The following is a 19009-nucleotide window of genomic DNA, read 5'->3' on the forward strand; positions in this document are numbered from 1 at the left end:
CAGGGCGCTGGAGGCACCGGACAGGCGGCCGGACGCACGGCCGAACCGGCCGCAGACCCGCTCAGCGGCGGAAGGTCCCGCTGTCCGGCAGGTCGAGCTCGGCCTTGGCCAGCTCCTCGACGTTGACGTCCTTGAACGTGACGACCCGGACGGACTTGACGAACCGTGCGGAACGGTAGACGTCCCAGACCCAGGCGTCGTTCAGGCTGACCTCGAAGTAGACCTCGCCGGCCGCCGAGCGCACCTGGAGGTCGACCTGGTTGGCGAGGTAGAACCGTCGCTCGGTCTCCACGACGTAGGCGAAGAGCCCCACCACGTCCCGGTACTCGCGATAGAGCGCGAGCTCCATGTCGGTCTCGTAGTTCTCAAGGTCTTCCGCGCTCACGTGTCCATCATGGACCATCGAACGACGCGGACGCGTCGGCGCGGACCGGGGCGAGGGTGCCGGTACCGCCGAGCGGTAGCCGCCACGTGCGCCGATGCAGGTCGCACGGACCCAGCAGACGCAGGGCTGCGAGGTGCTCGGGCGCGCCGTAGCCCTTGTTCTCGTGCCACCCGTACGCGGGGTGTCCCTCGGCCAGCCCGACCATCAGCGCATCCCGCTCGCACTTGGCCAGGACGCTCGCCGCAGCGACCGAGGCGCACGTCTGGTCAGCCTTCACCCGGGTGCGCACGGCCGGTTCGCGGTGGCCCGGCTGGTCGAGAGCCGACGCGGGTGCGGGCTCGTCGAACAGCCCACCCTGAGCCGGTGCGCTGAGCCAGTCGTGCGACCCGTCGAGCAGGACGAGGTCGACCGGGACGGCCAGCTGGGCAAGGGCCCGGCGTCCGGCGAGCCGCAGTGCGGCGATGATGCCCAGCTCGTCGATCTCGGCCGGGCTGGCGTGCCCGACGGCGCGCGCCGTCCCCCACCGACCCAGCGCCGGCAGCAGGCGTTCCCGGGCGGCCGCAGACAGCAGCTTCGAGTCGGCGACACCTCGCGGGCAGGTCCTGGTGAACAGATCGACGGCCACCGCACCGACGCTGACCGGCCCGGCGAGCGCGCCGCGGCCCACCTCGTCCATGCCGACGACGACCTGCGCTCCGGACCGCAGGAGCGCACGCTCGTGGCGCAGGTCCGGGCGGATCGACGGACTCACGGTGCGGCCCCGCTCGGGACCTCCGAGAACGTCGGACCGGGATTGCGCAGGACCTGCCAGCGATCGATCGGCCACACCGTCACGAAGGCGACGCCGACCACGTTCTCGAGCGGGATGCTCCCACCGCCCGGCCCGCCCTGCTTGTACCGCGAGTCCTGGGAGTTCTGCCGGTTGTCCCCCATCACCCACAGCCCACCTGCCGGCACGACCACAGAGAACTCGAGCTCGCTCGGGATCGCCCCTGGTGCGATGTAGGGCTCGTCGAGCGGCTGACCGTTGACCGTGAGCCTGCCCTGCTCGTCGCAGCACTCGACGATGTCCCCCGCCAGGCCGATGACCCGCTTGATCAGGTGCTCGCCGGAGTCCTGAGGCAGGAGACCGACGTAGGTCAGCGCAGACGTCACCGCGGCACGCCAGGCGGGCTGGGACTCCTGCGGCTCGCTCGGCAGCCAGCCGCCGGGATCCTTGAAGACGACGATGTCGCCACGGTGCACGTCGAGTGGCCCGGGAGCGAGCTTGGTCACGAGCACCCGGTCACCGACCATGAGGGTGGTCTGCATCGACGCACTGGGGATGAAGAACGCCTGCACCAGGAAGGTCTTGATCAGCAGGGAGAGCACCAGGGCGCTGGCGACGATGATCACGGTCTCTCTGACCCAGGCCGCGAACCGGCTGCGCCGGACGCGGTGCCCGGGGACCGGGACCGGCTCGCTGACCGGCTCGTCGGGTCGCACGTCATCGGTTCCGGTGGTCTGCGCGAACGACCCGGCGGCGCCGGGGCCGGACGGGGCCGACGACGCGCCGTCCTCGCCAGGCCCGACGGCTGCGGCGTCGTCGCTTCGACGAGGCGGGAGGGATTCGGTCGGGCGGGAGGTCACACCCTCCACTGTGCCATGTCCGGCGGCCGTCATCGGGTCGCGTCCGGAGCGGCACGCCCTGGGGCACCACCCGTCGGTGCGGACGACGACGGGCGGCCACCCGGAGGTGACCGCCCGTCGTGAGCTCGTGGAGCCGACGCCTACTTGTGCGACGGCGTCTCGCGCTTCTCCTTGATCTTGGCCTTCTTGCCGCGGAGCTTGCGCAGGTAGTACAGCTTCGCGCGACGCACATCACCACGGGTGATGACCTCGACGGACTCGAGCGACGGCGAGTGCACCGGGAAGGTGCGCTCGACACCGACGCCGAAGCTCACCTTGCGGATGGTGAAGGTCTCGCGGATGCCACCACCGTGACGGCTGATGACGATGCCCTGGAACGCCTGGATGCGAGAGCGGGTGCCCTCGACAACCTTGACGTTGACCTTGAGGGTGTCGCCCGGGCGGAAGTCCGGGATGTCGGACCGCAGCGATGCTGCGTCGACGGAGTCGAGAGTGTTCATCGTGGTCGCTTCCTCGTCTGCCACAGGTCAGGCGTGTCATGGCGGGCAGCCAGGCTGCCTCGTCGGATCTGGAGCGGGTGCGTCTGTCCTGCCGGGGCTGTGACCACCGACAAGGCTGTGACCGCCTCCCCTGTGGCAGAGGCGCAGCCGACGCACACCAACAGGTCAGTCTGCCACAGTCTCGCTGCCCGGCACGACTCCGGCGTCCGTGACCGACCAGCCCAGCACGGCAAGGAGGTTCCGGTCGTGCTCGTCGAGGTCACCCGGCACGAGCCGGCGCATCAGGTCGGGCCGGAGCGCGGCGGTCCGCTCGAACGCCTGGTCGCGGCGCCACCGTGCGATCCGGCCGTGGTGCCCGGAGAGCAGCACGGGCGGAACGGTGTGCTCGCGCCACTGCGGTGGTCGCGTGTAGACCGGGTACTCGAGCAGGCCGGCGGCGCCGTGCGACTCCTCGACGAGCGACTCCGGGTTCCCGACGACCCCCGGCAGGAGCCGCGCGACCGCCTCGACGACGACGAGCGCTGCGACCTCTCCCCCGTTCAGGACGTAGTCCCCGAGGGACAGCTCCGTCACGGCGACGCCCTGCGCCCGGTAGTGCTCCGCGACGCGCGCATCGATGCCCTCGTACCGGCCGCAGGCCACGACCAGGTGCGGCACGGCGGCGAGCCGCTCGGCGGTGCGCTGCGTGAACGGGCTGCCGGACGGTGTCGGGATGATCAGCTCGGTTCCCGGTGCGGTCGGGCTGCCGAGGATCGCGTCGAGGGCCTGCCCCCACACGTCGGGCCGCATGACCATGCCGGCGCCTCCGCCGAGCGGTGAGTCGTCCACCGTCCGGTGACGGTCGGTCGCCCAGTCGCGCAGGTCGTGCACCCGCAGGTCGAGCAGGCCCGTCGTGCGGGCCTTGCCGACGAGCGACAGGTCGAGCGGGCTGAAGTACTCCGGGAAGATCGTGACGACGTCGATCCGCACGTCAGGCCCCGGGATCCGACTCGTCGACATCGGCCACCGGACCGTCGGCCGCGAGCAGACCCAGCGGCCCGTCGACGACCACCCGCCCACCTGCCACGTCGACCACCGGGACGATCGCCCGGACGAACGGGATGAGCGTGCGCTCGCCGCCCGTCTCCCGGACGACGAGCGCGTCCTGGGCCGGCAGGTGCTCGAGTGCGATCACCTCGCCGACGACTGTCCCGTCCGGGCGCTCGACCCGCAGCCCGGCGAGCTCGTACGGGTACCACGCGTCCTCCTCGTCGGAGTCGCCTGCCTCGATGACGAGCTCGACGCCGCGCAGCGCCTCGGCCGCGGTGCGGTCGGTCGCCTCGGCGAAGGTCACGTACCAACGATCGGCCAGGCTGCGGACCTGGGTGACGGTCAGCGGACCGGCCGATGCCGGGACGGTCCGGAGCACCTCGCCGACGACGAACCGGTCCGCCGGAGCGTCGGTCCGCACGTCGAGGCCGACCTCACCGCGCAGGCCGTGCGCGCGGCCGACGGTGGCAACGGTCAGCTGCATGGGGCGTCCTCTCGAGACGGGCGGGAACGGGCACGGTGCGTGCCACGACGCAGCGCAGGCCCGGTCCCCAGGGTACGGGGGCCGGGCCTGCGCCGGTGGTACGTGCCGGTCAGCGGCGGTCGACGTCCACGACGTCGACCCGCACCGAGCCGTCGGTCGACAGGGCACCGACGACCGTGCGCAAGGCCCGGGCCGTACGCCCGCTGCGACCGATCACCCGACCGAGGTCCTCAGGATGGACCCTGACCTCGAGGAGCTCCCCGCGGCGCAGCGACCGGGCGCTCACCCGGACGTCGTCCGGGTGGTCGACGATCCCGCGGACGAGGTGCTCCAGTGCGTCGTCGAGCATCAGACCTGCTCCTGTGCGCCCTCGACGGTCGCCTCGTCAGCTGCGACAGCCTCGACCTCGGTGGGCTCCTCGACGGCCGGCGCTGCGGCGGCCTTCTCGGCGGCGGCCTTGGCCTCGGCGGCCTTGGCCCTGGCCTCCGAAGCCTTCGCCTTGGCCTTCTCGGCGGCGTCAGCAGCTGCGGCGACTGCCACGGCTGCCTCGGCGCGCTCGTCGAGCTTGGGAGCCTTGACGCGCAGCGTGCCCTCGGCACCCGGCAGGCCCTTGAACTTCTGCCAGTCACCGGTGACCTTGAGCAGTGCGAGGACCTGCTCGGTCGGCTGTGCGCCGACGCCGAGCCAGTACTGCGCCCGCTCCGAGATGATCTCGATGAGCGAGGGCTCCTCGGTGGGGTGGTACTTGCCGATCTCTTCGATGACGCGGCCGTCGCGCTTGGTGCGCGAGTCGGCGACGACGATGCGGTAGTACGGCGCGCGGATCTTGCCGAAGCGCTTCAGACGGATCTTGGTGGCCACTGTGGTGGTCTCTCCTGGTTCTGCTGGGATGGTCAGCGCATGCCGGCCCGTGGGGTGGGTAGCTGCGACGACCTCAAGGACGCGGTGACGTGCGGGTAGAGGGTCCGAACGCACCGGGTACAGCGGGTCATTCTGCCAGATCCGGCGGGTACCTGGTGCACCGGCCCGCCGCTCACTCCGCCAGGACCCGTCCGCGCCGCTCCGGCGGGGCCGCTGCGGCGTCGGTGGGCCGAGCCCGGAGCGGGGCCGGGGTCAGCGGCCGAGGAACCTCTCGAGGCCCGGCGGCAGCTCGAGCTGTGCCGGGTCTGGCTCCGGCTTCGCCGGGGTGCCGAGACCGAAGGCCGAGCCCGCCGGCGCCTTGGGCAGCTCACCGGCGGCTCGCTGCACCGCCTCACGTTCCTGCAGGGCCCGCTTGGCCGGGTTGCCCGACTTCGCCTTGCCGCGCGCCTGGGCCTGCGGCGCCATCCGGCCACGGGCCTTCTTGCCGCCCATGCCGGGAAGGTTGCCCATCCCGGGCATCCCCATGCCGCCACCACGCGCCATCTGCTTCATCATCTTCTGGGCGCCGGCGAACCGCTCGAGGAGCTGGTTGACGTCCGTCGTCGTCGAGCCGGAACCGCGTGCGATGCGAGCTCGGCGCGAGCCATTGATGATCTTGGGTGTGCGACGCTCGGCGGGAGTCATGGACCGGACGATCGCCTCGATCCGGTCCACCTCGCGCTCGTCGAAGTTCTCGATCGCCTCACGCATCTGCCCCATGCCCGGCAGCATGCCGAGCATCTTCTTCATCGAGCCCATCTGCTTCAGGCCCTGCATCTGCGCCAGGAAGTCCTCGAGCGTGAAGTCCTCGCCGGCGGCGAGCTTGCCGGCCATCGCCTCGGACTGCTCGACGTCGAAGGCCTTCTCGGCCTGCTCGATCAGCGACATCACGTCGCCCATGTCGAGGATGCGCGAGGCCATCCGGTCCGGGTGGAAGACCTCGAAGTCGGTGAGCTTCTCGCCGGTCGACGCGAAGATGATCGGCCGGCCGGTGACGCTCGCGACCGACAGGGCCGCGCCGCCGCGCGCGTCGCCGTCGAGCTTGGACAGCACGACGCCGGTGAACCCGACGCCCTCGGCGAAGGCCTGCGCGGTGGTCACCGCGTCCTGGCCGATCATCGCGTCGATCACGAAGAGGATCTCGTCCGGCCGCAAGGCGTCCCGGATGTCGGCTGCCTGCTGCATCATCTCGGCGTCGATGCCGAGCCGGCCGGCGGTGTCGACGATGAGCACGTCGTGCTGGCGGCCGACCGCCGTCGCGAGGCCCTGCCGTGCCACATCGACCGGGTCACCGGGTGGGACGACGGTGCCGGTACCGCCGGTGTCCTCCTGGGCGCCCGGGTGCGGCGCGAACACCGGCACCCCGGCGCGCTCGCCCACCACCTGGAGCTGGGTCACGGCGTTCGGCCGCTGCAGGTCCGCCGCGACGAGCAAGGGGGTGTGCCCGAGGCCCTTGAGGTGTACGGCGAGCTTGCCTGCGAGCGTCGTCTTGCCGGAGCCCTGCAGGCCGGCGAGCATGATCACGGTCGGCGGGTTCTTGGCGAACGTCAGCGGACGCTGCTCGCCACCGAGCACGGCGACGAGCTCGTCGTTGACGATCTTGACGACCTGCTGCGCCGGGTTGAGCGCTCCGGAGACCTCGGCCGACAGCGCGCGCTCGCGCACCTTGCCGGTGAACTCGCGGACCACCGGGACGGCCACGTCGGCGTCGAGCAGGGCGCGCCGGATCTCGCGGACGGTGGCGTCGATGTCCGCCTCGGAGAGCCGGCCCTTGCTGCGCAGGTTCTTGAACGTCGAGGTCAGGCGGTCGGACAGCGTGGCGAACACGTAAGGAACCTCACCAGGTGGCACATGTGCGGGACGGGGGTGCGGAGGTCCCAGGGTACCTGCCCGGTGCTGCGCCGCCCGGTCGGCTCGTCCGGCTCGGGGTCACGGCCCGGCGAGGTGCTCGGCCGCACGCCGGGTCAGGTCGTCCACCAGCCTGGCCCGCCACGGCGTCCACGCCGTCGGGCCGGCGGCGGACGCGTCGGCCTCGGTCAGCGCTCGGAGCACCTCCAGGAGGTCCGCCCGCTGGTCGACGGCGGCACACAGCTCCGCGACGGTCGCCGGATCGTCCGGGTCACGCGCCGTGGCGAGCGTCGCGAGGGTCAGGTGGTGTCGCACCAGAAGAGCGACGTCGTCGGACTCCGCCCGGGCGAAGCCCATCCTCGCCATGATCGTCGGGACCAGCGCGGCACCCTCGATGCTGTGGTCGGTCGCCCCGGGGCGCTTGCCGATGTCGTGCAGGAGGGCGGCGAGCAGCAGCTCGTCACCCCGCCGCACCGCATGGCGCGCGCGGCCGGCGCGGGCGACGGTCTCGACGAGGTGCCGGTCGACGGTGTGCCGGTGGATCGGCGAACGCTGCGGCCGGTTGCGCACCTGCTCCCACTCCGGGATCCAGCGCGTCACGACACCGGCGAGGTCGAGGGTCTCCCACACCGGTGTCTGCGCCGGACCGGCCGCCAGCAGGGCCAGCAGGTGCGCGCGGGCCACCGCGGGCCACGGCTCCGGGAGGGCTGGGGTGCGCGCCAGGCTGGCCACCGTCACCGGGGACAGCGGCAGCCCGGTGCGGGCCGCCGTCGCGGCCGCCCGCAGGCTCAGGATGGGATCGTCCTGCGGCTGGACGCCAGCGGCGAGGACGAGCTCGCCGTCGTGCTCCACCAGCCCGTCACCGACCGAGCGGAGCCTCGGCGCGAGCCGCTGACCCCGCACGATGACGGGCCGACGCAGGGACGGCCGGGCCAACGCCTGCCGCGCGTGCCGCACCGTGGTGTCCAGGGCATGGGAGATCGTCCGCCCGGCCTCGGCGATGCCGGCCAGCAGGTCGTCGGCGTCCCCGGCCCCGAGCAGCGCGGCGACCTCGTCCTGGTCGGCGCGCAGCAGGCGGTTCGTCGCACGACGGGTCGTCACGTGCAGCGCGTCCCGCACGTCGAGCAGATGGGCGTAGGCGTCGTCGACCGCCCCGTGCGGCCGGTCCGTCAACCAGGTCGCGGCCAACGCGAAGACGACGACCGCGTCCCGGAGCCCGCCGCGCGCCTCCTTGAGGTCCGGCTCGACGAGGTAGGCGAGCTCCCCGGCGCGCTCGGCGCGCGCCTTGGTGGTCGCGAGCAGCTCAGGCAACCTCCTGCGCGCGGCCGAGCGCCAGTCCTCGAGCAGGGCGGTCCGCGCGCGGTTGACCACCGTGCGGTCCCCGGCCACGACCCGCAGGTCGAGCAGCCCCACCGCGGCCGGCAGGTCCGCGCTGGCGACCTGACGGCACTGCGCGAGCGAGCGCACCGAGTGGTCGAGATCGAGGCCGGCATCCCAGATCGGGTACCACAGACGCTCGGCGACCGCGGCGACCTGCGCGGACGACCGGCTGCGCCCGTCGTGCACGAGCAGCAGGTCGAGGTCGCTCGACGGGCTCGCGTCACTGCGCCCGAGACTGCCCACCGCACCGAGCGCGATGCCGTCGGTCGAGGGCTGGTCGGCGACGACCTCGTCCCAGAGCTCGACCAGGCGCCCGGTGACCAGACCGGCCACCGCCGCTCGGCGCACCGATCCGTCGGCCCCCGGGCCGGTCATCCGTGCGGCGAGGTCCAGCCGGTCAGCCTTGAGGTCCCGCACCCCCGTGCGGGGGTGCGGGACCTCGGGAGAAAGGCCGCCGACCGCATCCCCCAGCGGTCGGTCGGGCATCAGCGGACCTGGGCCGTCACAGTGCGTCCACGCCGTGCTCGCCGGTGCGTACCCGGGCCACGTCGTCGACCGGCACGGTCCACACCTTGCCGTCACCGATCTTGCCGGTCTGGGCCGCGCCGACGATCACGTCGGTGACGCTCGCGGCGTCCGCGTCGTCGACGAGGACCTCGATGCGGACCTTGGGGATCAGGTCGACGGTGTACTCCGCACCGCGGTAGACCTCGGTGTGCCCGCGCTGCCGGCCGTAGCCGCTCGCCTCGCTGACCGTCATGCCGCGGACACCCGCAGCCTCGAGCGCGGACTTCACGTCGTCCAGCCGGTGCGGCTGGATCACTCCGGTGACGAGCTTCATGCCCTTACCTCCTGAGTCACACGAGCCCCACCGAGGGTCTCGTAGGCCGTCTCGCCGTGCAGTGCCAGGTCAGATCCGCTGACCTCGGCCTCCTCGGAGACCCGCAGACCCATGGTGCGCTTGATCGCGAGCGCGATGATCGCCGTCATGACCCCACTGAACACCACCGCGAAGAGTGCGGCGATCACCTGCGTGATCAGCTGGTCGACGCCGCCGCCGTAGAAGAGGCCGTTCGTGGAGCCGTCCAGGTACCAGGTGCCGTTGACGCCCTCACCGACGTTGGCGAACAGACCGATGAGGATCGTCCCGGTGAGCCCGCCGACGAGGTGGACACCGACGACGTCGAGGGAGTCGTCGTAGCCGAACTTGTACTTCAGACCGACCGCCAGCGCGCACAGCACACCCGCGACCGCACCGATCGCGAGGGCACCGAAGGTGTCCACCGCGGCCGCTGCCGGGGTGATCGCGACCAGACCCGCCACGACGCCGGAGGCGGCGCCGAGGGACGTGGCGTGCCCGTCGCGGACCTTCTCCGTCGCGAGCCAGGCGAGCATCGCGATGCAGGTCGCGACCATGGTGTTGAGCCAGGCCCGACCGGCCGTGCCGTCCGCTGCGAACTCGGAGCCGGCATTGAAGCCGAACCAGCCGAACCACAGGAGCGCGGCACCGAGCATGACGAACGGCAGGTTGTGCGGGCGCATCGGCTCCTTGCCGAAGCCTCTGCGCCTGCCGAGGACGATCGCCAGGACCAGCCCCGCGATACCGGCGTTGATGTGGACGACAGTCCCACCGGCGAAGTCGATCGGGACCGAGATCCCCGAGGTGATGCCGTCGGCGCCGAGCAGGCCGCCGCCCCAGACCATGTGGGCCATCGGGACGTAGACGAGCGTCGCCCAGATGCCGGCGAACACCATCCACGCGCTGAACTTGATCCGGTCGGCCACCGCGCCCGAGATGAGGGCGACGGTGATGATCGCGAACGTCGCCTGGAAGGCCACGGCGACGAGCGCCGGGACGCCGGCCGCCGCCATCAGGCTCTGCTCGTCGGTGATCGTGTTGACCCCGAAGAACTCGAACGGGTCCCCGACGAGTCCGCCGAGCATGTCGCTGCCGAAGGCCCCGGAGTACCCGTACAGCAGCCAGATGATGCCGACGAGGCCCATCGCCCCGAAGCTCATCATCATCATGTTGAGCACCGACTTGCCACGCACCATGCCGCCGTAGAAGAACGCCAGACCCGGCGTCATGAGCAGCACGAGCGAGGACGCGGTGAGTATCCACGCCGTGTTTCCGCTGTCCAGCGAGAATTCCATAGAGATCGCCTCTCCCCACGCCAGCCGGGTGGCTGGTCGTGACAACCTTCGGGGAGTGCTGTTTCGGTATGGCTCCTGGCCGGTTACGGCTGGGTGACAAGAAGCCGCGCCAGGTGAACGTCACGTTTCGTGAGCGCTCGGTCCTCAGCCCTGCAGGAGACCGTCGACGAAGACCTCGGGGTCGAACGGGGCCAGGTCGTCCGGCCCCTCGCCGAGCCCGACCAGCTTGACCGGGACGCCGAGCTCGCGCTGCACGGCGATGACGATGCCACCCTTGGCCGTGCCGTCCAGCTTGGTCAGCACGATGCCGGTCACCCCGGCGACCTCGGCGAAGACCCGCGCCTGGTTCATGCCGTTCTGGCCGGTCGTGGCGTCCAGGACGAGCAGCACCTCGGCGATCGGGGCCTGCCGCGACAGGATCCGGACGATCTTGCCGAGCTCGTCCATCAGCCCGGCCTTGTTCTGCAGGCGTCCGGCGGTGTCGACCAGCACCACGTCGACCTCGTCCTGGAGCCCGCGGCGCACGGTGTCGAAGGCGACGGCCGCCGGGTCGGCGCCCTCACGGTCCGAGCGGACCGTGGCCACCCCGACGCGCGAGCCCCAGGTCTGGAGCTGGTCGGCGGCCGCCGCGCGGAAGGTGTCGGCGGCACCCAGCAGGACCGATCGGTCCTCGGCGACGAGCACCCGGGCGAGCTTGCCGACCGTCGTCGTCTTGCCCGTGCCGTTGACGCCGACCACCAGCACGACGGCGGGGTGCCGGACGGCCACCTGGCCGTCGACCGGCGGGATCGTCACGGGTTCGGTGTGCAGCGCACGGTCGGCGCGCGGGTCGAGGAGCTCGAGGAGCTGTTCGCGCAGCAGCGCGCGCACCGCGACCGGCTCCCGCACGCCGAGCACCCGGACGCGCTCGCGCAGCCCGTCGACCAGCTCGCGGCTCGGCCCGGCGCCGACGTCGGCCAGCAGCAGGGTCTCCTCGATCTCGTCCCAGTCGTCCTCCGTGAGGTGGTCGCGGGACAGCACGGCGAGCAGCCGGGTGCCCAGCGGCGAGCCGGAGCGGGCCAGGCGCTCGCGCAGCCGGGTCAGACGTCCCGCGACCGGCTCGGGAACGTCGAGGACGGGGGTGGCGGGGATGGCGGGGACCTGCACCCCGACCGGCGCCGGCTCCACCAGGACATCGGCCCCGGCCGGGCTCGGAGCGGGTGCCGCCGGCGGCGTGCCCGGGATCTGCTCGCGGCGCGCGGCGCGTCGCCGCGGCACGACGACGACGCCGATGCCGATGCCGAGCACGGCAAGGACCGGCAGGGCGATGATCAGGAAGTCGCTGAGCTGGTTCACCGGAGCAGTCTCTCAGGAGCCGGGCGCGCAGGCGTCCGGGGAGGTCAGCGGCGGCCGGGCCGGGGCGCGGTCCGCAGGGCCCGGGACGTGGCGCGACCGAACGTCCCGACGAGCTCGCCCGGGCGGACGTAGTCGGTCTCCGCCGGCTCGCCGAGCGAGAAGAGCTCGTCGACGCTGCCAGTCTCCGCCTCAGCCGCTTCGACCAGGTCCTTGCGGGCATCGGCCAGGAGGCCGCCGCGGCGCCCACGGTCCCGGCGCAAGCCGCTGCGCACGTCCGTCAGGAACTCACCGGCACCACGCGAGCGACTTGCCGCAGCGCCGGCGAGGCTGGCGACGAGCATGACGAGCGCGGCGACGACGAGGGCGACAACGATCCACAGAACCACGGGTGCCATAGGGCCAGTACACCCCGGTGCACGGGACCCGTCACACCGTCCGCGGTGATCGCCCATGATCACCACACGATCTCCACACGCGTCAGGCAGGCGCGTCCTCACGCATGCGCTGACTGATCACCGTGGTCACGCCGTCACCTCGCATGGTCACGCCGTACAGGGCGTCGGCGATCTCCATGGTGCGCTTCTGGTGCGTGACCACGATGAGCTGGCTGTCCGTGCGGAGCTCGCGGAAGATCTCCAGCAGGCGGCCCAGGTTCACGTCGTCGAGCGCCGCCTCGACCTCGTCCATCACGTAGAACGGGCTCGGACGCGCCTTGAAGATCGCGACGAGCAGCGCGACGGCCGTCAGTGACCGCTCACCGCCGGACAGCAGCGAGAGCCGCTTGACCTTCTTGCCCGCCGGGCGCGCCTCGACCTCGATGCCCGTGGTGAGCATGTTCTGCGGATCGGTCAGGACGAGCTTGCCCTCGCCGCCGGGGAACAGCCGCGGGAAGACGATGTCGAACTGGGCGGCGGTGTCGTGGAACGCCTCGGTGAAGACCTGCTCGACCCGCTCGTCGATCTCCCGCACGATCTGCATGAGGTCGGCACGGGACCGCTTCAGGTCCGCGAGCTGGGTCGACAGGAAGGTGTGGCGCTCTTCGAGAGCTGCGAACTCCTCGAGCGCGAGCGGGTTGACCCGGCCGAGCAGCGACAGCGCCCGCTCGGCGGCGCGCAGCCGCTTCTCCTGCTCGGCCCGCACGTACGGCACGTCGGTGGCGGCGTCCGGGTCCGGCTCCGCACCGGGCGGGGCCGCGACGGGGACCGGTCGGTCGGGACCGAACTCGTCCAGGAGCACCTGCGGGTCGATGCCGAGGTCCTCCACCGCGCGGGTCTGCAGCTGCTCGACCCGCAGCGCCTGCTGCGCCCGTGCGACCTCGTCGCGGTGCGCCACGTCGGTCAGCTCGGCGAGCTGCCCCGCCCATCGCCCGACCTCGGCCCGCACGACGACGAGCTGGCCGTCACGCTCGGACCGGGCGGCCTCGGCTGCCTCACGTGCCTCCGTCGCCCGGCGCAACGAGTCCTCGATGGCGGACAGCGCCACGGCGGCACCCGCCCGGACGGCCTCGGCCCGGCGTGCCTGCTCGGCGCGCTGCCGGGCCCGCTCGGCTGCCCGCTCGCGGGCCTGACGCTCGGTGGCGGCAGCACGTTCGAGCGACTGCGCGCGTCCCGCCAGCGCCCGGGACCGCTCCTCGCTCGTGCGCAGGGTCAGCCGCGCCTCGGTCTCCCGGGCCCGACCCGCGGCCGCCTGGGCAGCCTGCTCGTCGCGGACCAGGCCCGCCGCCTCGATCTGCTCGTCGGACTCGGCCGGGTCGGCCTCCGCGTGCGCGAGACGCTCGGCGAGCTCGGTGAGCTCGATCTGGTCGGTCGAGAGCCGCTGGTCGGCGGCAGCGAGGGACGTCTGCGCCCGCTCGGCCTCGGCGCGCGCCGCCCGAGCCGCCGACCCGAGGTGACCGAGCTGCTCGGCGACGGCGGCCAGGGCGGCATCGGACTCGTGCAGACGCTCGAGGGTCGCCTCGTGCCGGGCGCGCGCCTCGGCCTCGACCCGCTGGGCCGCTGCGAGCTCGAAGCGCGTGCGCTCGCCGCGTGCGACGGCCTCCGCCGCCCGGGTCCGGGCGTCGTCGAGCGCGCCCTGCAGCTCGAGCGCCCCGGGAGCGCTCGCCGAACCACCTGAGGCATGGACCGCACCGAGCAGGTCGCCGGCACGGGTCACGGCGGTGAGCTCCGGCCGCGCGGCGACCAGGGCCCGCGCGCGGGCGAGGTCCTCGACGACGACGATGCCGGCCAGCAGCGCCTGCACGGCCGCGCGGACCGCCGGGGCGGCCTGGACCAGGTCCGTCGCCGGGGTCGCGCCGTCCGGCAGGTCGGCGATCCCCGCCGGTGGCCGGCCACCGGGCCCGATGAGCAGCGTGGCTCGTCCGGCGTCGTCCGAGCGCAGCCAGCGCAGGGCGTCGACGGCGACGTCGACGGACTCGACGGCCACGGCGTCCGCTGCGGCCCCGAGCGCCGCGGTGATGGCGTCCTCGTAGCCGGGCCGGACGCTCAGCAGCGCGGCGACCGACCCGAGCGTCCCGGGCAGGTCGTCCGCCGCCAGGAGGGCACCGGCTCCGTCCTTGCGGACCAGGCTCATCTCCAGCGCCTCGACGCGCGCCGTCCAGGTGGCGCGGTCGCGGTCAGCGGCCTGCTCGGCCTCGCGCAGGGCGGCCAGCGTGGCGATCGCCTGCTCGAGGGCCTCGACTGCGGCCTCGTGCTCGGCATCGAGTCCCTCCTCGCCCTCCTCGGCGCCCGCGACCTTCGACTCGAGGGCCGCGAACTCCACGGTGGCCTCGTGCCCGCGGTGCTCCGCGGCCGCGAGCGACTCACGCAGGCGGCCGATCTCCGCCTCGGTGGCCTCGAGCCGGCTACGGCGGGCCGCGACCTGCCCGGCGAGGCGCGCCAGGCCCTCCCGCCGGTCGGCGACGGCCCGCTGGAGCGTCGCGAGGTGACGCTCGGCGCCGTGCGCCTGCTCCTCGAGCTGCTGCCGGGCGACGACGGCGGCCTCGACCGCGATCCGGGCGAGGTCGACCTCGGCGCTCAGCTCGGCCTCGGCCGCGCGGGCGCGCTGTGCCTGGGCCTCGAGGTCCTCGGGATCACGGCCGGACTGCTCGGCGTCCTGATCGGCCGACCCGAGCAGCCGCAACCGCTCACCGGCGAGCGTCGCCGTCCCGCGCAACCGTTCGCGCGCGGAGGAGAGGCGGTACCAGACCTCGCTCGCCTCGGACAGCTCGGGGGCGGCCGCAGCGGCGGCCGCCTCGAGGGAGGCCAGCCGGCTGCGCGCCGCGGTCAGCGCGGCGTCGACCTCCGCGCGCCGGTCGCGCAGGGCTGTCTCGTCGGCGATCTCCTGCTCGAGGGTTGCGGTGAGCTGGGCGAGGTCGTCCGCGAGCAGGCGCGCCTTGGCATCGCGCAGGTCGGCCTGGACGGTCTGGGCCCGGCGGGCCACCTCGGCCTGCCGGCCGAGCGGCCCGAGCTGGCGGCGGATCTCGCTGGTCAGGTCGTTCAGCCTGGTCAGGTTCGCCTGCATCGAGTCGAGCTTGCGGAGTGCCTTCTCCTTGCGCTTGCGGTGCTTGAGGACGCCGGCCGCCTCCTCGATGAAGCCCCGACGCTCCTCGGGCGTGGCGCGCAGGACGGCGTCGAGCTGCCCCTGCCCGACGATGACGTGCATCTCTCGGCCGAGGCCCGAGTCCGACAAGAGGTCCTGGATGTCCAGCAGCCGGCACGGTGCGCCGTTGATGGCGTACTCCGAACCACCGCTGCGGAACAGCGTCCGGGAGATCGTGACCTCGGAGTAGTCGATCGGCAGCGCGCCGTCGACGTTGTCGATCGTCAGGCTGACCTCGGCCCGGCCCAGCGGGGGGCGGCCGGCGGTGCCGGCGAAGATGACGTCCTCCATCTTGCCGCCGCGCAGCGACTTGGCCCCCTGCTCGCCCATCACCCAGGCGAGGGCGTCGACGACGTTGGACTTGCCCGACCCGTTGGGCCCGACGACGCAGGTGACACCGGGTTCGAAGTTCAGGGTCGTCGCCGAGGCGAACGACTTGAACCCACGCAGGGTCAGCGTCTTGAGGTGCACAGCTAGGAGCCTAGGAGGTCATGCGGCGTGGGCGGTGGAGGCTGCGTCACAGGGCCGGGAACCACAGCCCGATCTCGCGCTCCGCCGAACCGGCCGCGTCCGAGCCGTGCACCAGGTTCTCGGTCACCGCACGGCCCCAGTCGCGACCGAGGTCGCCGCGGATCGTGCCGGGTGCCGCCGTGGTCGGGTCGGTGCTGCCGGCCAGGGACCGGAAGCCCTCGATGACGCGTTCGCCCTGCACGACGACGGCGAGCACCGGGCCGGAGCTCATGAACTCGACCAGCGGGCCGAAGAACGGCTTGCCCGCGTGCTCGGCGTAGTGGTCGTGCAGCAGGGCGGTGTCGGCGGTCCGCAGCTCGGCGGCGACCAAGGCGTATCCCTTGGCCTCGATCCGGCGCAGGACCTCCCCCACCAGACCGCGGCGGACGGCATCGGGCTTGACCAGGACCAGGGTGCGTTCGACGGCGGGCGCGTTCATGGCCGCCACCCTATCGGCCGTCACACGACCGTCGCGTCCGCCGGTCGCTCCCGCTCGAGCCGCTCGTTGTCGATCCGACCGCCGAGCCGCAGGGCCACCACCCACAGCACCGCGAACACCCCGCCGACGACGAGCATCAGCGGCACCACGGCCCCGGCGGCCAGGACCGGCACCTGCAGCGCCGACCCGGCGACGTAGCCGCCGGGCCCGCGCAGCATGCCGGCGACGAGCACCAGGGCGACGGCGAGCGAGCCGCCGACACCCCAGACCACCGGCGAGGGTGCAGCGCGCAGCCCGAAGGCGACGAGCGCCGCGAACAGGGCGACGAAGGCCTCCAGGACCAGGATCGTCGCCGCGAACTGGCGCTTCGTCGATCGGGGCGGCGCGGGGCTCATGCCGCCCAGGCTACCGAGGTCACTCGGCACGCCCGTCGGGCCGGGCGCTCCCCTGCGCTGCTGACGACGAGGCAGCTGCGACCAACACCTGGTCGGCAGGGTCCGGACCGTGCCCGTGCGCGGGAGCGGCGAGGGCCTCGCCGCGCGCCACCATGCCGGCCATGTCCGAGAGCTTGACCTCGCGGAGGAACAACGTCAGGACGAAGCCGACGGCGACCAGCGGGACCAGGTACCAGAACGCCGGGGCGAGGGCGTCGGCGAACGCGTCGACGACCCCGAGCCTGAGCTGGTCCGGGAGCTGCTGGACCAGTGCGGGCGTGAGCGAGGACGCGCCGTCCCCGGCCGCGGCGGCGGGCGCCCCGGCGAACAGCGGCTCGAGGCGGTCGGTCAGACGTCCGGTGAAGATCGTGGAGAAGAGCGCGACGCCGACCGCGGCACCGATCTCGCGGAAGAAGTTGTTCGCGCTCGTCGCCGTGCCGAGCTCGTGCGGGTCGACCGAGTTCTGCACCGCGAGCACGATCGTCTGCATCACGAGCCCGAGCCCGGCACCGAGCACGAAGATCATGGTGCCGAACAGGAGCATCGAGATGTCCCCGGTGAGCCGGGTCAGCCAGATCAGCCCGAGGGTCGCGAGCCCCATGCCGGCGATCGGGTAGACCCGGTAGCGACCGGTCTTGGAGATCGCGAAGCCGGACAGGATCGCGGTGAGCATGACACCGGCCATCATCGGCAGCATGAGGAAGCCGGACTCGGTGACGCCGGCTCCCGTGGCCATCTGCAGGAAGGTCGGCAGGAAGGTCAGGGCGGCGAACATGCCCATCCCGATGATCAGACCGACGGCGGTCGCGATCGCGAAGGTCGGGTTGCGGAACAGGTGCAGCGGCAGCAGCGGCTCCTCCGCCTGCCGCTCGACCAGGACGAACCCGACGGCGGCAAGGAGGGTCGCGAGCACCAGACCGGCCAGGCGCGGGTCGGACCAGTCGTAGCCGGCGTCGCCGGACACGCTCCGCCAGCTCGTGGTCAGGACGAGGCCGGAGGTCGCGATGACCATCAGGACGATGCCCATCACGTCGAGCTTGCGGCCGGAGCGATGGCTCGGCAGGCGCAGTGCGAACCACGCGACGGTGAACGCGCCGATGCCGATCGGCACGTTGATCCAGAACGCCCAGCGCCACGTGAGCTGGTCGGTGAAGAAGCCGCCCAGCAGCGGTCCGATGACCGCGGCGACGCCGAACAGGGCGCCCATCGGCCCCATGTACTTGCCGCGGTCCTTGGCCGAGACGATGTCGGCGATGATCGCCTGCGACAGGATCATCAGACCGCCGCCGCCCAGACCCTGCACGGCGCGCCAGAACACGAGGTGGCCGAAGTCCTGGGCCGTCGCGCCGCCGATCGACGCGAGGGTGAACAGCCCGATCGCGACGAGGAACGGCCAGCGGCGACCCCACAGGTCGCCGAACTTGCCGTACAGCGGCATCACGATCGCGATCGCCAGGATGTAGGCGGTCATCAGCCAGCCCTGGTGCTCGACGCCGTCGAGCTCACCGACGATCGTCGGCATCGCGGTGCCGAGGATCGACTGGTCGAGCGACGACAGGAACATGCTCGCCATGAGCGCACCGAAGATGATCCAGACCGTGCGCGGGGTGAGCACGATCAGGGGCTTGTCGATCGGCGGCGCCTCGTACGGCGCGGGGGGTGCAGAAGTCATCGGAGTCCTCTTCGGTCGGTGCGTTCGGTGGTTCGAGGCTGTCCGAGAAGGACAGCGGAGATGGTCGGGCAGCGGGTGCCGGTCAGTCGTCCCGCAGCAGCTCACGCAGCTCGCGGAGGACGACCGGGACGGCGTCGCGCACCTCGCCCTGCTGATCGCCGGCGTCCCACTGCACGTAGGACGCACGGGTCACGGACATCACGAGCAGGGTGAGCAGCTCGATCCGCGCCGCCGTGGCGTCGAGCCCGAGGCGGCGCGCGAGCAGCCCGGCGATCTCGCTGTGGTGTCGCTCGAAGGCGACGACCTGCCTGCCGAGCAGCCTCGGCTCGCGCCTGGCCAGCCCCATCGCGCAGGCGATCCGGTCCCGGCCGATACCCGGCCGGTCGACCAGTCGGGTGACCAGCACCTCGAGGTCGGCGCCGAGCCGCCCGGTGGGCCCGCCGGCGGCGAACACGCCTGCGACCTGCCCGTCGAGGACCAACGGCTCGATGCCGAGCACGGCGTCGTCCTTGGACTCGAAGTAGTTGAAGAAGGTGCGGGTCGACACACCGGCCGCACCGCAGATGCCCTCGACCGTCACGGCGTCGAGGCCGTGCTGCTCGACCAGGGCGTGCGCGGCATCGATGAGCGCCACGCGGCGAGCGCGCTTCTTGCGCTCACGCAGCCCGATCGGCTCAACCTGGTCCAAAGTTTCCTGCACGGGAGGTAACTTTACACCAGCTGTAATTATGCAT

At 72.6% G+C, this 19009-nt stretch carries 19 protein-coding genes; all 19 read right to left on the reverse strand.

What is annotated here, in order from left to right:
- Positions 1-61: 61 nt before the first annotated feature.
- A complete protein-coding gene (locus K415_RS0120160) occupies positions 62-385 on the reverse strand; it encodes a DUF2469 domain-containing protein (protein ID WP_024288830.1) in 324 nt (107 codons plus the stop codon).
- A gap of 7 nt (positions 386-392) precedes the next feature.
- Positions 393-1136 (reverse strand): ribonuclease HII, encoded by a 744-nt coding sequence (locus K415_RS0120165; RefSeq protein WP_024288831.1) that lies wholly within the window; start codon positions 1134-1136, stop codon positions 393-395.
- Complete coding sequence (lepB, locus tag K415_RS0120170) at positions 1133-2014, reverse strand: signal peptidase I (protein ID WP_231494945.1); 882 nt, start codon at positions 2012-2014, stop codon at positions 1133-1135. Before lepB ends, K415_RS0120165 begins: the two co-directional genes overlap by 4 nt.
- 140 nt (positions 2015-2154) lie before the next feature.
- Positions 2155-2514 carry a 50S ribosomal protein L19 gene (gene rplS, locus K415_RS0120175; RefSeq protein WP_024288833.1) on the reverse strand — a complete coding sequence of 120 codons (360 nt, stop codon included), beginning with the start codon at positions 2512-2514 and terminating at the stop codon, positions 2155-2157.
- 165 nt (positions 2515-2679) lie between these two features.
- Positions 2680-3483, reverse strand: coding sequence for a tRNA (guanosine(37)-N1)-methyltransferase TrmD (trmD, locus tag K415_RS0120180; protein ID WP_024288834.1), 804 nt, complete (start codon positions 3481-3483; stop codon positions 2680-2682).
- 1 nt (position 3484) lies between these two features.
- Positions 3485-4027, reverse strand: a complete 543-nt coding sequence (gene rimM / locus K415_RS0120185) for a ribosome maturation factor RimM (RefSeq protein ID WP_024288835.1) — start codon at positions 4025-4027, stop codon at positions 3485-3487.
- A 109-nt stretch (positions 4028-4136) separates the two neighbouring features.
- Positions 4137-4376, reverse strand: a complete 240-nt coding sequence (locus K415_RS0120190; RefSeq protein WP_024288836.1) for an RNA-binding protein — start codon at positions 4374-4376, stop codon at positions 4137-4139.
- Positions 4376-4888, reverse strand: coding sequence for a 30S ribosomal protein S16 (gene rpsP, locus K415_RS0120195; RefSeq protein WP_024288837.1), 513 nt, complete (start codon positions 4886-4888; stop codon positions 4376-4378). The genes K415_RS0120190 and rpsP overlap by 1 nt, the downstream gene beginning before the upstream one ends.
- Before the next feature lie 252 nt (positions 4889-5140).
- On the reverse strand, positions 5141-6754 hold the full coding sequence (gene ffh / locus K415_RS0120200; RefSeq protein WP_024288838.1) for a signal recognition particle protein: 1614 nt from the start codon (positions 6752-6754) through the stop codon (positions 5141-5143).
- A 102-nt stretch (positions 6755-6856) separates the two neighbouring features.
- On the reverse strand, positions 6857-8641 hold the full coding sequence (locus K415_RS0120205) for a [protein-PII] uridylyltransferase (protein WP_024288839.1): 1785 nt from the start codon (positions 8639-8641) through the stop codon (positions 6857-6859).
- 16 nt (positions 8642-8657) lie between these two features.
- Entirely contained in the window at positions 8658-8996 is a 339-nt protein-coding gene (locus K415_RS0120210) for a P-II family nitrogen regulator (protein WP_024288840.1), read from the reverse strand.
- Positions 8993-10309 carry an ammonium transporter gene (locus K415_RS0120215; RefSeq protein ID WP_024288841.1) on the reverse strand — a complete coding sequence of 439 codons (1317 nt, stop codon included), beginning with the start codon at positions 10307-10309 and terminating at the stop codon, positions 8993-8995. The genes K415_RS0120210 and K415_RS0120215 overlap by 4 nt, the downstream gene beginning before the upstream one ends.
- A 144-nt stretch (positions 10310-10453) precedes the next feature.
- Complete coding sequence (ftsY, locus tag K415_RS0120220; protein WP_024288842.1) at positions 10454-11644, reverse strand: signal recognition particle-docking protein FtsY; 1191 nt, start codon at positions 11642-11644, stop codon at positions 10454-10456.
- 44 nt (positions 11645-11688) lie between these two features.
- Positions 11689-12039 (reverse strand): hypothetical protein, encoded by a 351-nt coding sequence (locus K415_RS0120225; RefSeq protein WP_024288843.1) that lies wholly within the window; start codon positions 12037-12039, stop codon positions 11689-11691.
- An 82-nt stretch (positions 12040-12121) separates the two neighbouring features.
- On the reverse strand, positions 12122-15691 hold the full coding sequence (gene smc, locus K415_RS0120230; RefSeq protein ID WP_024288844.1) for a chromosome segregation protein SMC: 3570 nt from the start codon (positions 15689-15691) through the stop codon (positions 12122-12124).
- Between the two features lie 46 nt (positions 15692-15737).
- Entirely contained in the window at positions 15738-16169 is a 432-nt protein-coding gene (gene ndk / locus K415_RS0120235; protein WP_024288845.1) for a nucleoside-diphosphate kinase, read from the reverse strand.
- A 20-nt stretch (positions 16170-16189) separates the two neighbouring features.
- Positions 16190-16564, reverse strand: coding sequence for a DUF4233 domain-containing protein (locus K415_RS0120240; RefSeq protein ID WP_034663749.1), 375 nt, complete (start codon positions 16562-16564; stop codon positions 16190-16192).
- A gap of 19 nt (positions 16565-16583) precedes the next feature.
- Complete coding sequence (locus K415_RS0120245) at positions 16584-18275, reverse strand: MDR family MFS transporter (RefSeq protein ID WP_024288847.1); 1692 nt, start codon at positions 18273-18275, stop codon at positions 16584-16586.
- Positions 18276-18357: 82 nt separating this feature from the next.
- The gene (locus K415_RS0120250; RefSeq protein WP_155859538.1) at positions 18358-18975 is read right to left on the reverse strand and encodes a TetR/AcrR family transcriptional regulator; all 618 of its coding nucleotides are present in this window, start codon (positions 18973-18975) and stop codon (positions 18358-18360) included.
- Between the last annotated feature and the right edge of the window lie 34 nt (positions 18976-19009).

It is taken from the genome of Cellulomonas sp. KRMCY2 (genome assembly GCF_000526515.1).
GTDB lineage: Bacteria > Actinomycetota > Actinomycetes > Actinomycetales > Cellulomonadaceae > Actinotalea.

Coding starts and splice junctions, on each gene's coding strand:
- rplS (WP_024288833.1), bottom strand. CDS start 2,514: ATGAACACTCTCGACTCCGTCGACGCAGCATCGCTGCGGTCCGACATC.
- rimM (WP_024288835.1), bottom strand. CDS start 4,027: ATGCAGCTGACCGTTGCCACCGTCGGCCGCGCGCACGGCCTGCGCGGT.
- K415_RS0120190 (WP_024288836.1), bottom strand. CDS start 4,376: ATGCTCGACGACGCACTGGAGCACCTCGTCCGCGGGATCGTCGACCAC.
- K415_RS0120205 (WP_024288839.1), bottom strand. CDS start 8,641: ATGCCCGACCGACCGCTGGGGGATGCGGTCGGCGGCCTTTCTCCCGAG.
- K415_RS0120210 (WP_024288840.1), bottom strand. CDS start 8,996: ATGAAGCTCGTCACCGGAGTGATCCAGCCGCACCGGCTGGACGACGTG.
- K415_RS0120215 (WP_024288841.1), bottom strand. CDS start 10,309: ATGGAATTCTCGCTGGACAGCGGAAACACGGCGTGGATACTCACCGCG.
- K415_RS0120225 (WP_024288843.1), bottom strand. CDS start 12,039: ATGGCACCCGTGGTTCTGTGGATCGTTGTCGCCCTCGTCGTCGCCGCG.
- ndk (WP_024288845.1), bottom strand. CDS start 16,169: ATGAACGCGCCCGCCGTCGAACGCACCCTGGTCCTGGTCAAGCCCGAT.
- K415_RS0120240 (WP_034663749.1), bottom strand. CDS start 16,564: ATGAGCCCCGCGCCGCCCCGATCGACGAAGCGCCAGTTCGCGGCGACG.
- K415_RS0120245 (WP_024288847.1), bottom strand. CDS start 18,275: ATGACTTCTGCACCCCCCGCGCCGTACGAGGCGCCGCCGATCGACAAG.